This window comes from Oerskovia sp. NPDC060338, from assembly GCF_042726295.1.
Taxonomy (GTDB): domain Bacteria; phylum Actinomycetota; class Actinomycetes; order Actinomycetales; family Cellulomonadaceae; genus Oerskovia; species Oerskovia merdavium.
This window is the reverse complement of record NZ_JBHXCQ010000001.1, coordinates 108529-121087: the sequence shown is the minus strand read 5'-3', so window position 1 is coordinate 121087 and position 12559 is coordinate 108529. Positions and strand designations below refer to the sequence as shown.

Here is a 12559-nt window from a genome sequence, read left to right as displayed (position 1 = left end):
GTCGGGCCGTGACGACCGGTCCCGCGCGGGTCGGGAGCCGCCTACGCTGGGGTGGTCCGACGTCGGGAAGGGAAGTGACCATGCGGGTCGACAGCTGGCTCTGGGCGGTCCGCCTGACCAAGAGCCGATCGGTGTCCACGGCCGCGTGCCGCGCCGGTCACGTCAAGGTGAACGGGACGCGGGTCAAGCCCGCGGCGAACCTCAAGGTCGGCGACACCGTGACCTACCGCGGCGAGCGCGAACGGATCGTCGAGGTCGTCCAGCTGCTCACCAAGCGCGTCGGCGCGCCCGAGGCCGCGAAGGCGTACGTCGACCACAGCCCACCGGTGCTGCCGCGCGAGGCGGTGCCGTTCGTGCCGGTGCGCGACCGCGGGGCAGGGCGCCCGACGAAGCGTGAACGACGCGAGATCGACAAGCTGCGCGGGCGCGACCTGCCCCCGGTGGGCTGGGTCGACGAGGACGACTAGTCGACCCCGAACTCCATCGCGGCGCGGTCCAGCGCCTCGTCGAGCTCGGACGAGGAGGTGCCGCGTGACGCGATGGCCTCGGCGCCGCCCTCGGGCATCTGGCCGATGAGCTCGGTCTGGCCCGTCCCGATCAGTGCCGCGTGCTGCGCGCCGACCATGCCGAGACCCGCGTACTGCTCGAGCTTGGCGCGCGAGTCGGCGATGTCGAGGTTGCGCATGGTGAGCTGGCCGATCCGGTCCGTGGGACCGAACGCCGAGTCCGTCGTGCGCTCCATCGACAGCTTGTCGGGGTGGTACGAGAAGTTGGGGCCCGTGGTGTCGAGGATCGAGTAGTCCTCGCCGCGACGCAGGCGCAGCTTCACCTCGCCCGTGATCGCGGCACCGACCCAGCGCTGCAGCGACTCGCGGATCATGAGGGCCTGCGGGTCGAGCCAGCGGCCCTCGTACATGAGGCGGCCCAGGCGGCGGCCGTCGTTGTGGTAGCTCGCGACCGTGTCCTCGTTGTGGATCGCGTTGACGAGGCGCTCGTAGGCGATGAACAGCAGCGCCATGCCCGGGGCCTCGTAGATGCCGCGGCTCTTGGCCTCGATGATCCGGTTCTCGATCTGGTCGGACATGCCGAGCCCGTGGCGGCCGCCGATCGCGTTGGCCTCCATGACCAGGGCGACGGCGTCCTCGAACTCCTGGCCGTTGATCGCGACCGGGCGTCCCTTCTCGAAGCGGATCGTGACGTCCTCGGTCGCGATCTCGACCGCGGGGTCCCAGAAGCGCACGCCCATGATGGGCTCGACGTCCTCGAGGCCCGTGTCGAGGTGCTCGAGGGTCTTGGCCTCGTGCGTCGCGCCCCAGATGTTGGCGTCGGTCGAGTAGGCCTTCTCGGTGCTGTCGCGGTACGGGAGGTCGTGGGCGAGCAGCCACTCCGACATCTCCTTGCGCCCACCGAGCTCGGTGACGAAGTCGGCGTCGAGCCACGGCTTGTAGATGCGCAGGTTCGGGTTGGCGAGCAGGCCGTAGCGGTAGAACCGCTCGATGTCGTTGCCCTTGAACGTGGAGCCGTCGCCCCAGATCTGGACGTCGTCCTCGAGCATGGCCCGCACGAGCATGGTGCCGGTCACGGCGCGGCCGAGCGGGGTCGTGTTGAAGTAGGAGCGCCCGCCCGAGCGGATGTGGAACGCGCCGCACGTGATCGCGGCCAGCCCCTCCTCCACGAGTGCTGCGCGGCAGTCGACGAGGCGGGCCAGCTCGGCACCGTAGGCCATGGCGCGGCCCGGCACGGAGTCGATGTCCGGCTCGTCGTACTGCCCGATGTCAGCGGTGTAGGTGCAGGGCACCGCACCCTTGTCGCGCATCCACGCGACGGCGACGGAGGTGTCGAGACCCCCGGAGAAGGCGATGCCGACGCGCTCGCCGGCCGGAAGTGAAGTGAGTACCTTGGACACGACTCAAGTATATGCAGACGATTGCATATTCATGCAATCGGAACGGCGAGAGGGCCCGTCCTGGCCCGCCTGCTGATCCAGGCGGGCTCCGGACGGGCCCTCATGATGCTCCCGCCGCCACGTTCTCCAGCGCGTCGACGGGACGGTCGTCACCTCAGCAGGCGCCGAGGTTCTTCCACACGCCCCACTGGCCGCTCGTGCCCGGGTTCTCGCCCGTGGTCCACCACTTGGCCTCGTACCTCGTGTTGTCGTACGAGACCCGGGCGCCGCCCGTGTAGACCGAGCCCGCCGACCAGGCCGGGTCCGTGCACGTGCCGTTGCCGGTCGTGCCGCCGGTGCTTCCGGTCGGGTCGCCGCCCGTGGGGTTGCCGCCGGTCGGGTCGCCGCCCGTGGGGTTGCCGCCGGTCGGGTCGCCGCCCGTGGGGTTGCCCGTGGGGTCACCGCCGACCGTGATGTCGACGCAGTTGTAGAACGCGTTGACGGTGTTGGACACGTTCCACCGGGCGAGCACCGTGTGGTTGCCGGCAGGCAGGTTCGTCAGGGTGTGCGAGATGTTGCTCGGCGGCTGCGCGCCGCCCTGGCTGAACGTCTGGTGGAGCTTGCCGTCGACGAAGTACTCCCACGTGCTCGTGTTGTGGGCCGCCGTGAGCTTCCACTGGAACGTCACCGTCGAGCCGACGCTCTTGCGGGGCCAGGCCTTGCTGTTGTCGTCGAGGACGGTGAACCCGCTGCCGCCCGAGCACTGCATCGACCCCTTGGGTGCCTCGACGCTCTGCGGCTCGTACTGCACCCCTCCACAGCTGAAGGACACCGCGCCCGTCGCGCAGTTGTCCTGCCGGCTCGGCGGGGACGTGATCCACCCGTGCGCCGAGGCGCTCGGTGCCACGACGATCGGGGCCGCGATCGCGGCCACCCCGAGGACGGCGGCGATCATCGCCGCGCGTAGTCGTCTCATGTTTCTCTTCTCGCTCTCCATGGAAGTCGGTAGGCCCCATTGCCGGGCGACCTACTCATGTCGAATCGGACATCTTCGACGCTAAGGAAAGAAACAGGCAGGCACAATCCGGTAAAGCACGTAGGGGGTCCTACGTATCGGGCGCACAAAGAAGTGGCGCCGTGCCAGGAATTCTCCTGGCGCGGCGCCGTCTCTCTGCGCGTCGTGCGCGGTACCTCACGCCCTCACGGGCACCGCGTCTCAGCAGGCGCCGAGGCTCTTCCAGGGGCCCCACTGCGCGCCCGCGCTGGGAGCCTCGCCCTTGGTCCACCACTTGGCCTCGTAGACCTGGCCGTCGAGCGACACCTTGGTGCCGCCCGTGTAGACGGCGTTGGTGTCCCAGGCCGCGTCGGCGCACTGGCCGGGCGTGCCGCCCGTGGTGCCGCCGGTCGTTCCGCCGGTCGTGCCGGTCTCGCCGCCCGTGGTGCCACCGGTCTCGCCGCCCGTCGTGCCCCCCGTGGTCCCGCCGCCCTCGACCGTGATGTCGATGCAGTTGTAGAACGAGTTGACCGTGTCGGCCACGTTCCAGCGCGCGAGGATCGTGTGGTTGCCGGCAGGCAGGTTCGTCAGGGTGTGCGAGATGTCCTTGGGCGGCTGCGCGCCACCCTGGTCGTACGTCTGGTGCAGCTTGCCGTCGACGAAGTACTCCCACGTGCTCGTCGCGTGGTTCGCGGTGAGCTTCCACTGGATCTTGACCGACGAGCCGACCGTCGTGCGCGGCCAGGGCTTGCTGTTGTCGTCGAGGATCGTGTAGCTGCTGCCGCCGCTGCAGGTCGTGCCGCCGTGCGGGGCCTCGACGCTCTGCGGCTCGTACTTCAGGGTGCCGCAGTCGAAGGACACGGCGCCGGTCGCGCAGTTGTCCTGACGGCTCGGCGGGGACGTGACCCAGCCGTGGGCGGAGGCGGCGGGCGCCAGCACCACGGGGGCGACGATGGCGGTCGCGCCGAGAACGGCGGTGATGAACGCCGCGCGAAGTCGTCTCATGTGCATCTCGCTTTCATTGTGGTGGACGGCGAGACGCAGGGCCTCGGTCCACCTCGACCAGAACGCTGCGACGGTAGGTCAGCGGTCGTCGCGTCTTCAAATGGTCGACAGGGGTAGGGGAAATCACGTAGTCGCGCCGTCGTGGTGCGTGGAACGGCTACCTGGTGCGGATCGGGAGCGAGGATTCCAGGGGCGTGCGATGCCCGTGAGATCGTTTCGACGATCAATCGTGTGGAGAACACCTAGATGACCGGAACGTCCGATCTTGGACAAGCGCCGCGTCGGCAGGTCGGCGGGACCGGGTCTCCGGCGTGACGTCACGGCCGCGGGAGAGGTCCGCCGGCCGCCTCGGGCGAGCGCCGCCGTCGGGCGGGGGACGAAAGTCCCTGACCCCAGGGACCGTCGTCCGTGGCCCGGGGAGGCGCGCAGCCGGGAGGCTGGGAGCATGCCGAACCGTGGAGAGAACCTGACTGCTGCCGTCGTGTACGAGTCGATGTTCGGGAACTGTGAGAAGGTCGCCCGCCAGATCGCCGCCGGCATGGCCACGGGTGTTCCCGTCAAGGTCGTCGACGTCGCGGACGCCGTGGCGGACCCCTCGCTCCTCGACGACGTCGACCTCGTGGTCGCGGGCGGTCCGACGCACTCCATGTCGATGAGCCGGCCGGGGACCCGGGCCGAGGCCGTCCAGCGCTCGGGCGGCACGGTGCCCGCCCGCAACGTCGGGCTGCGCGAGTGGTGCGTCGCGCTGCCCGAGCACTCCGAGGGTGCCGGTCCGCGCTGGGTCACGACGTTCGACACCCGCACGGCCCTGGGGCGTGCGATCCCGAGCTCGGCGTCACGCGCCGCGGCCCGGATCATCACGCGCAAGGGGTACGAGATGCTCGTCCCGCTCCGCTCGTTCCTCGTCGAGGACGCCGCGGGGCCGCTGGTCGACGGGCACATGGAGCAGGCCTACGTCTGGGGCGAGTCGATCGCTGCGGCGTTGCGCGCGAAGGCGCCGCTCACGGTCTGAGACCGTGGGTGCAGGACGGCCCCACCAGCAGCCGAGCCCGGCCGGGGAAGACGGGCTCAGCCGCTGGTGGGGCCGTCCTGTTGCTGGAGGAGGCCCGTGACGACGTCGAGGATCACGGAGTCCTCCATGCCGAGCGCGCGGCCGTGGGCGACCAGCTCTGTCGCGAGCGCGGCGAAGGACTGCTGGTCGGCCTCCGAGGTGCGGTGCTCGGGGACGGCGACCACGGTTCCCGTGCGCCGCCGGGAGACGACGGCGCCGGCCGCCTCGAGCTCGCGGTAGGCGCGCTGGACCGTCCCGACCGAGATCCCCAGGTCGCGCGCGAGGTCGCGGGACGAGGGCAGGCGGTCGCCCGGGCTCAGCGCCCCCAGGGACACCAGCGCGGTGACCTGGCTGCGGATCTGCTCGTAGACGGGGACGGGGCCCTCGAGGTCGACCGTGAGGGTCTTCATGCGGCGGACGGCAGGGGTGCCGCAGGAGCGGCAGGTGCAGGGTGGCGGGCGAGCACCGAGAGCCCTGCGACGACCGACGTGATCCCGATCGCCGTGGCGACCGCGAACGCGACGAACGCGGCCGGGCTGCGGTCCGCGGAGAAGAGCGCGAGCGACGCGAGGAGCATGACCGCGGCCGTGCCCAGCCCGATGAGCAGCTGCACGCCCGCGAGCACGTGCGCGGCGCTGAGGCGGCGCAGCGAGTCGTCCTCGGCGGGGGTCGCGCCGCTCACGACCGCACGGCGCGAGACCAGCTTGAGGACGCCCAGCGTCGCGACGGTCACGACGGCCAGGGCGACGAGGAGCGGCACCCCGTAGGGCCAGCCCGGGTAGGGGCCCGAGCTCCCGGTGGACCAGCCGTCGGGGGAGACCTGGATCGGGGCGTCGACGGCGCGCCCGCCCTCGCCTGCGGTCAGGCCGAACACCACGAGCCCGACGGCGGAGATCGCCACGGTCACGAGGAAGAGGGTCAGGCGCCACTCGCCCAGGGAGCGGACGCTGCGTCGGGCGAGCGCCGCGGTCCGCACCGCACCCTGGGTGCGGGGCCAGGTCAGCTCGCCCACGGCGCGGACGGCGAGGAGCAGCACGGCCGTGGCGGGCGGCGCGACGGCGAGCAGCAGACCGGGGGTGTGCGTGCTGCTCGTGAGGTCCGCGGCGCCGGCAGGAGAGAGGGCGTAGGCGAGCACGAGCAGCGCGAGCAGGCCCGCGACGGCCGAGGTCGTCCGCTCGTGGGTCAGGGCGGCGTCGAGGACCTTGCGGGTCGGGTGCCGACGGGAGCGGACCGAACCGGCCAGGATCAGCACCGCGGCCGAGACGGCGCAGAGCGCAGCCAGGGCGGCGACGGGCGGACCGAACATGGGCACTCCTCCGGATGGACCAATGAATCATAGTATTGACTCATTGGTGCCGGGGTGTCCAGCCCGCTCCTCGCTGTCGCCGTCGCGGGGTGCGCCTCGCCCCGTGGCTCGGCGCACCCCGCGAGCGTCACCAGGTCGAGGGCGCCGGGGGAGCGACGACCTGGGGCCGGTCGTCGCACGTGATGGTGTTCGGCAGCTCCCACGGTGCGAGCCAGGGGCCGGTGGTCCCGCCCCCGTCGTTCCCGCCGAGGTCGGTCACCGTGAACTCGGAGCCCGTCGCGGGGAAGTTGAACGAGCCGCAGTTGTTGATGCCGACGGCCCCGACGTTGCGGGCGTCGACGTTCTCGAACGTCGCCGAGCCCGCGACGCGTGCGCTCAGGACCGAGGTGCCGGTCCCGTCGATCCGGGTGTCCTTGAAGTGGACGCCTCGGATCGCGACCTGGTCCTTCACGGGCCAGTCGGACACCAGCATGATCGCGTTGTAGGTGCTGTCGAGGAAGTGGTTGCCGACGACCTGGACGTCGGCGTCGATGTCGCGGTCGAGCGCGTAGAACCAGATCGCACCGAGCCCGATGTTCCAGTTGAGCTCGTACGTCCCGGACCGCACGGTCGTGTTGTCCGTGATCCGGAGGGTGCCCGTGAAGGGCTCGGCGCCGAACCGTGACCCCACGTGGAGCGCGCTGCCCTCGCGGACGGGGTCGGCGACCAGGTTCCTCGACACGGTGTTGTCGGTGCCGCCGTAGACCGCGATCCCGTTCGCGAGCGTGGGGGACTGGATCGTGTTCCGGTCGAACGTGTTGTTCGCGTTGGCGAGCTTCTCCGACCACATGGCCAGGCCGTCGTCGCCCGTGTTGCGGACCAGGTTGTTCGAGACGACCGAGCCGGTCACGCCGCCGTGGAAGTTGAGACCGTCGGCGATCTGGTCGGTGATGACGTTGTTCGTGACGCGCAGGTTGTCCATGGGGCCGTCGAACCACAGCCCCACCTTGGTCCGGTGGATGTAGAGCCCGTCGATCGTCGAGTCGCTCAGGGCCCCTCCCACGCCGTTCACCTGGTCGGTGTCGATGCGCTCGCGGACGTCGCCCTCGATCGTGAACCCGGACAGGTGGACGTCGCGGCTCCCGCCGTCGGCTGCGTCCTTGCCGTAGAACCCCACGCCCGTGTGCACCGAGCCGTCGGGAGCGGGGGTGCTCAGGGCCGTCTCGCGACCCTTGACGATCGTGTACCAGCTGCCTGCCCCCTGGATCGTCACGTCGTCGACCATGATGTGGCGGTTGACCTGGAACGTGCCCGGCGGGACGTAGACGGGGACTCCGGCCTTCTTCGCGAACGCGATGGCCTTGTCGAACGCGGGGGCCGAGTCGCGGCGACCGAACGGGTCGGCGCCGAACGCGAGCACGTTCGCGGCGCGCAGCGTGACCTTCGGAGGTGCCACGACCTGCGAGTCGAGCAGGTCGATCACGGTCCAGGCGGCCTGGCTCCCGGCGGGGACGGTGAGGCGGACGGTCGATCCGGCCGGGTAGGTCCTCGTCAGGAGCAGGCGCTGCTCGTCGTAGAAGTGCGTGGGGCGGAACGGCTTGGCGATCTCGGGGGCTGGTGTGGTGGCGGCCGGGACGCACGCGCACTCGGTGATCCACCAGTCGGGGTGCAGCAGGTCGGCGCCCGGGTCGTTCGTGAACGGGTACTGGTTGTAGAGCCACGAGTACTGCGACGTGAGTGTCATGGTCCGGCTCGGACCCCGGTCGATCGACACCGCGAGCGGCGCGGTGATCCCGCCGCCGCCCGGCGCGTCCGGGATCGCGTAGCGCACGGTCAGCGCGTTGGCGGCCTTCGGCAGCGTGAACTCGACGTGCTGGCCCGGCGTGAGCCGGACGCCCGAGCGTCCCGAGGCCTCGGACGCGAGCGTGTAGGCGGTCCGGTCGGGGGCGAGGACGGTGCCGTTCGTGACGGCCGACTCCGCCTCCTGCTCGACGATGCCGAGGTCCGCGCCGCGACCCGCGACGAGGTCCGGGGCCAGCGCTGCGCGGGTCGCGGCGGGGCTCGACGGTCGGGGGTCGCGACCGTGGGCCGATGCGCCGGCCGCGGCGCCGACGACCAGGCCGAGCGCGACCGCGAGTGCGGTGAGCGAGGTCAGGGCCCGCCCTCGTGCGCCGTGGGGAGGGGTGGGCCGGAGGGGTGTTCGTGTCATCGTCGACTCGACTTCTCTCGGGAAGGCGGTGCCTTCGCGGTGCAGGGCGTCATCGCCCTGACGGTGAGCCGAATCTATGGCCGGGCGTTCACCCGCGCAAGAGTTCTGTGAGAACTTTTCGCAGTTCTGTCAATTTCTTGCGTGCGCCGAGTGGTGACTACCCGTGACGGGTGATGCCACGACCACCCGACGCCCCAGAAGGTGGGGAGGACGATCCCTCGGCCACAGGAGACCACCATGAGCGACACCGCCCCTCCGACCGCCCCCGACACCGTGGTCCTCGTCCACGGTCTGTGGATGACGCCGCGCAGCTGGGAGCACTGGATCCCGTACTACGAGGCCAAGGGGTTCCGCGTGCTCGCGCCCGGCTACCCCGGCTTCGAGATCGAGGTCGAGGCGCTGCGCGAGGACCCCGACGTCATCGCGAGGCTCACGGTCCCCGAGACCGTCGACCACCTCGCGGGGATCATCGAGGGCCTCGACCGGCCGCCCATCATCATGGGCCACTCGTTCGGCGGCACGCTGACCCAGCTCCTGCTGGCCCGCGGCCTGGGGGCGTCCGCCGTCGTGATCGACGCGGCCCCGACCGAGGGCGTGCGCCTCAACCCGCCCTCGCAGTTCAAGTCGCTCTTCCCCATCCTCAAGAACCCGGCGACGGCGCACCGTGCGGCGGGGTTCACGCCCGAGCAGTTCCACTACGCGTTCACCAACACGCTCACTGCCGAGGAGTCCCGCGAGGTCTACGACCGGTACCACATCCCTGCCCCCGGGAGCTGGGTGTGGGCCTACGGGCTCATCGCCAACTACAAGCCGGGCAAGCAGGAGACGTGGGTCGACTACGACGCGGACCGCGCGCCGCTCCTGTTCATCACGGGCAGCGAGGACCACATCATGCCGGCGTCGGTGAACCGGTCGAACGCCCACAAGTACCACCGTTCGCCCGCCGTGACCGAGGTGCTGGACCTCGAGGGCCGGTCGCACTGGACGTGCGCCGAGCCCGGCTGGGAGGCCGTCGCGGACGCCGCCATCGAGTGGGCCGTCGCGCACGCGCGCGCACCCCAGGAGGCAGGGGAGCCCGCCTGAGCACTGGCCTCCGCGTGCGGCGCCCGTCCGCACGGGGCGACGTCTACCGCCCGACCGTCGCTCCGGCGTCGGGCGGGCGCAGCGCGTGCGCGAGCTGCCGGCGGGACGAGACCCCGAGCTTCCGGAACGCCTTGCGCAGGTGGTAGTGCACGGTGTGCGGGCTGATGAACAGGTGCGCCGCGATCTCGGCGTTGGTCGCGCCCGAGGCCGCGAGCTCGACCACGCACTGCTCCTGCGCGGTCAGTCCCGTCGTGGGCCGGTCGAGCGGTGCCTGGGCACGCCCCGTGACCGCCGCGAGCTCACGGCGGGCGCGCGCCGCGAACGGCTCGGCCCCCATGCGCTCGAACAGGTCGAGCGCGGTGCCCAGGGCGTCCGCGGCCTCGCGCCGACGGCGCCGTCGCCGCAGCCACTCGCCGTGCAGGAGGTGGGCCCGCGCCAGGTCGGCGACCGCCCGCGTCCGCGACAGGTGCCCGACGGCGTCGCGGAAGTGGGCGTCCGCCTCGCCGTCCTGCGCGAGGAGGGCTCGCGAGCGGGCGAGCACGCCCAGGCCCCACGGTGCCCCGCTCGCCGAGGTCACGTCGGCGAGACGGGCGAGCGCCGCGTGGGCCGCGTCGTCGTGACCGCTGCGTCGTGCGGACTCCACGAGGTCCGGCAGGACCCGGAGCCCGACCTGCAGGAACCCCTCGCGGGCGATCGTCGACGCGGCGTCGAACGCGGCGGCGTGGTCGCCCGCAGCGAGGTCGAGCAGCATGCGGGCGGTCCGCGCCAGGCTCACGGCCCCGCCCAGACCCAGGCGGTCCGCGGCCCCCTGCGCCTGGTCGATCCGGTCGCGCAGCGCGGGCGAGTCGGGGCCCTGCCACGCGAGCAGCTCGACGTTGACGAAGATCCGGGCCTGCTCGGGGCTGAGCCCCACGGCCTCACGGAGCTCGTGGACCTCGGCGAGGAGATGGTCGGCGGCGTCGAGCCGTCCCATGACGGTCTCGCACAGCGCGAGCACCCACAGCGCCGAGTCGAGGGCCGGGATCGCTCCGGCGGCCCGGGTCTGGGCGCCGGCCTGGCGCACGAGCTCGTCGCGGGCGGCGTCGTCCCACAGCGCCGTGGTCACGGCGACGGCCAGGAGGCCGTGCCGCGCGAACGTCTCGGACGATGCCGTTCCGGGCGCTCGCATCGCCTCGACGGCCGTCCGCAGCGCCGGGACGCACCGCGCGTCGGGGGTCGTCGCGAGGGCTGCGAGCGCGTCCAGCAGGGTCGAGGCCACGTCGGCCGGGCGGCCGAGACCGGTGACCTGCTGGGCGCGGACCTCCCGCGCGAGGTCCGCGAGGGTGTCGTCGCCCGCTGCCCGCTCGGCGCCGAGGATCTCGCCGAACGCGGTGAGCAGCGCGTCCTGGGCGGCGGCCGGGTCCGCGGTGCGCAGCGTGCGTGCGGCGCGCAGGAAGAGGCCCGGGCTCTCGGCCGCGGCGTACGGCGCGCCGGAGTACTTGCGGGCGACGGCCCGAGCGGTGAGGCATCGCGCGAGGACCGCCGGGGCGAGCGAGCGCTCGTCCACCCCGTCCAGGAGAGCCAGCGCACGGACGGGCGACCCCGCGTGCGACGCGGCCTCTGCGGCGGACACCGAGCGTTCGTCCCGCCCAGGACCGGGTGGGGTGAGCTCGACCGCGCGAGCGAGGAAGGCGGCCCGGGCCGCGTAACCACCGCGGGCGTGGGCGCGCTCGGCGCCCTGCACCAGTGCCGCGGCGACGCCCTCGTCCGGGCCGAGGGCAGCCGCCGAGAGGTGCCAGGCTCGCTGGTCGACGTCGGCGGGCCTGTTCGTCACGGCCGCGAGCGCGGCATGGGCGGCGCGGCGCTCGCTGCCGGTCGCGCCGCGGTAGACGGCCGACCGCACGAGCGGGTGACGGAAGGCGACGTGGTCCTCGACCGTCACGAGCCGGTCGTGCTCGGGCGGGTCGGAGGCGTCGGCGGGTAGTCCGAGGGCCTCGGCGGCTGCCCGGACGTACGCTGCGTCGCCTCCGGGTTCGGCCGCTGCGAGGAGGAGCCAGCGCTGGGTCGCGGGGGCGTACGAGCGCGTCTGGCGCTGGTAGTGCTCCTCGAGGTGGCTGCCGACCGAGAGCGGGGCGGAGAGCACCGCGCCTCCGGCGAGCTGCGACGCGCTCAGCTCGCCGCTCAGGTCGAGCAGCGCGAGCGGGTTGCCACCTGTCGCGGCGACGATCGAGTCGGCGACCTGGGGGTCGAGGGCCGTGCCCACCTGGGAGCGCAGGAGCGAGAGCGCCGCGTCCCGCGGGAGCCCGGCGAGGTCGACGGTGGGCAGGTCCGACACGGCTGCGGCCCCCGGGGTGCCGGTCCGGACCGAGAGGACCAGGGCCACCCGCTCGGCGCGCAGCCTGCGGCCCACGAACGCGAGGAGGTCGAGCGACTCACGGTCGAGCCACTGCGCGTCGTCGGCGAGGACGAGGACGGGGGCGTCGTCGGACAGCGCGGCGAGGAGCGACAGCACGGCGAGGCTCACGAGGAACCGGTCGGGTGCGGGGCCCGACGACGTCCCGAGAGCTGTGCGGAGCGCCTCCGCCTGAGGAGCGGGGAGGTCCGCGATGCGCGGGGCCAGGGGGAGGAGCGCGCGCTGGACCGCGGCGAAGGGCAGGTCCGTCTCGGTCTCGGTCCCCGTGAGGCGCAGGACGTCGAGGCCGTGCGCGCCGGCGCCCAGATGGTCGAGCAGGGCGGTGCGACCAGAGCCGGGCTCTCCGCGCAGGACCAGCACCCGGCTCGATCCTTGACGCACCGCGGCCAGCAGGTCGTCGAGGACCTGCTTCTCACGCTCGCGGCCCAGCAGGGTCACGTCGTCCGGTACGGCGGCCACGCACCACTTCCCTCGAGCCCCGCCGGAGGGCTCTGTCCACGGCACGGCGGGGGTCGGGGTGCCCCTCAGCGGGACACTAGCGGGTGATGCGGGCTACGTCACCGGGAAGGGGGCGACGGGCTCTGCGCGAGTCGGCGGCCGGGCGCCGAGAAGGTGACGATGATTGCGACGGCGAGAGTGACGGCGACGGTGATAC

Annotated in this window: 10 protein-coding genes; 3 read left to right on the top strand and 7 right to left on the bottom strand. The window is 72.5% G+C overall.

Features of this window, described 5'->3' with window-relative positions; all coding sequences use genetic code 11:
* Positions 1–80: 80 nt before the first annotated feature.
* Positions 81–467 carry an RNA-binding S4 domain-containing protein gene (locus ACFWGN_RS00545; protein WP_068626931.1) on the top strand — a complete coding sequence of 129 codons (387 nt, stop codon included), beginning with the start codon at positions 81–83 and terminating at the stop codon, positions 465–467.
* Here the strand turns inward: ACFWGN_RS00545 and argG are convergent.
* The 3 genes from argG to ACFWGN_RS00530 all read right to left on the bottom strand — a co-directional run bounded on the left by argG (position 464) and on the right by ACFWGN_RS00530 (position 3884).
* Positions 464–1906 (bottom strand): argininosuccinate synthase, encoded by a 1443-nt coding sequence (gene argG, locus ACFWGN_RS00540; RefSeq protein WP_068626930.1) that lies wholly within the window; start codon positions 1904–1906, stop codon positions 464–466. The two genes, ACFWGN_RS00545 and argG, sit on opposite strands and share 4 nt — an antisense overlap.
* A 154-nt stretch (positions 1907–2060) precedes the next feature.
* Positions 2061–2861 carry a lytic polysaccharide monooxygenase gene (locus tag ACFWGN_RS00535; RefSeq protein WP_377615213.1) on the bottom strand — a complete coding sequence of 267 codons (801 nt, stop codon included), beginning with the start codon at positions 2859–2861 and terminating at the stop codon, positions 2061–2063.
* Between the two features lie 240 nt (positions 2862–3101).
* Positions 3102–3884 carry a lytic polysaccharide monooxygenase gene (locus tag ACFWGN_RS00530; protein ID WP_377615212.1) on the bottom strand — a complete coding sequence of 261 codons (783 nt, stop codon included), beginning with the start codon at positions 3882–3884 and terminating at the stop codon, positions 3102–3104.
* Between the two features lie 445 nt (positions 3885–4329).
* Between ACFWGN_RS00530 and ACFWGN_RS00525 the strand changes: the two genes are divergently transcribed.
* Complete coding sequence (locus ACFWGN_RS00525) at positions 4330–4896, top strand: flavodoxin family protein (protein WP_191802791.1); 567 nt, start codon at positions 4330–4332, stop codon at positions 4894–4896.
* Between the two features lie 56 nt (positions 4897–4952).
* Here the strand turns inward: ACFWGN_RS00525 and ACFWGN_RS00520 are convergent, their stop codons facing one another.
* The 3 genes from ACFWGN_RS00520 to ACFWGN_RS00510 all read right to left on the bottom strand — a co-directional run bounded on the left by ACFWGN_RS00520 (position 4953) and on the right by ACFWGN_RS00510 (position 8429).
* Positions 4953–5345 (bottom strand): GntR family transcriptional regulator, encoded by a 393-nt coding sequence (locus ACFWGN_RS00520; RefSeq protein ID WP_377615211.1) that lies wholly within the window; start codon positions 5343–5345, stop codon positions 4953–4955.
* Entirely contained in the window at positions 5342–6241 is a 900-nt protein-coding gene (locus tag ACFWGN_RS00515) for a hypothetical protein (RefSeq protein WP_377615210.1), read from the bottom strand. The genes ACFWGN_RS00520 and ACFWGN_RS00515 overlap by 4 nt, the downstream gene beginning before the upstream one ends.
* 127 nt (positions 6242–6368) lie before the next feature.
* Positions 6369–8429, bottom strand: coding sequence for a glycosyl hydrolase family 28-related protein (locus tag ACFWGN_RS00510; RefSeq protein ID WP_377615209.1), 2061 nt, complete (start codon positions 8427–8429; stop codon positions 6369–6371).
* 237 nt (positions 8430–8666) lie between these two features.
* Here ACFWGN_RS00510 and ACFWGN_RS00505 point away from each other — a divergent pair, with 237 nt between their 5' ends.
* Positions 8667–9512, top strand: a complete 846-nt coding sequence (locus ACFWGN_RS00505) for an alpha/beta hydrolase (RefSeq protein WP_377615208.1) — start codon at positions 8667–8669, stop codon at positions 9510–9512.
* Positions 9513–9555: 43 nt separating this feature from the next.
* Here ACFWGN_RS00505 and ACFWGN_RS00500 read toward each other — a convergent pair whose 3' ends face one another.
* Complete coding sequence (locus ACFWGN_RS00500; RefSeq protein WP_377615207.1) at positions 9556–12363, bottom strand: AAA family ATPase; 2808 nt, start codon at positions 12361–12363, stop codon at positions 9556–9558.
* Positions 12364–12559: the final 196 nt, after the last annotated feature.

Bases quoted from the DNA above. Each gene is read 5' to 3' on its own strand.
- ACFWGN_RS00535 (WP_377615213.1), bottom strand. From the start codon at position 2,861: ATGAGACGACTACGCGCGGCGATGATCGCCGCCGTCCTCGGGGTGGCC.
- ACFWGN_RS00545 (WP_068626931.1), top strand. From the start codon at position 81: ATGCGGGTCGACAGCTGGCTCTGGGCGGTCCGCCTGACCAAGAGCCGA.
- ACFWGN_RS00525 (WP_191802791.1), top strand. From the start codon at position 4,330: ATGCCGAACCGTGGAGAGAACCTGACTGCTGCCGTCGTGTACGAGTCG.
- ACFWGN_RS00530 (WP_377615212.1), bottom strand. From the start codon at position 3,884: ATGAGACGACTTCGCGCGGCGTTCATCACCGCCGTTCTCGGCGCGACC.
- ACFWGN_RS00515 (WP_377615210.1), bottom strand. From the start codon at position 6,241: ATGTTCGGTCCGCCCGTCGCCGCCCTGGCTGCGCTCTGCGCCGTCTCG.
- ACFWGN_RS00505 (WP_377615208.1), top strand. From the start codon at position 8,667: ATGAGCGACACCGCCCCTCCGACCGCCCCCGACACCGTGGTCCTCGTC.
- ACFWGN_RS00520 (WP_377615211.1), bottom strand. From the start codon at position 5,345: ATGAAGACCCTCACGGTCGACCTCGAGGGCCCCGTCCCCGTCTACGAG.
- ACFWGN_RS00510 (WP_377615209.1), bottom strand. From the start codon at position 8,429: ATGACACGAACACCCCTCCGGCCCACCCCTCCCCACGGCGCACGAGGG.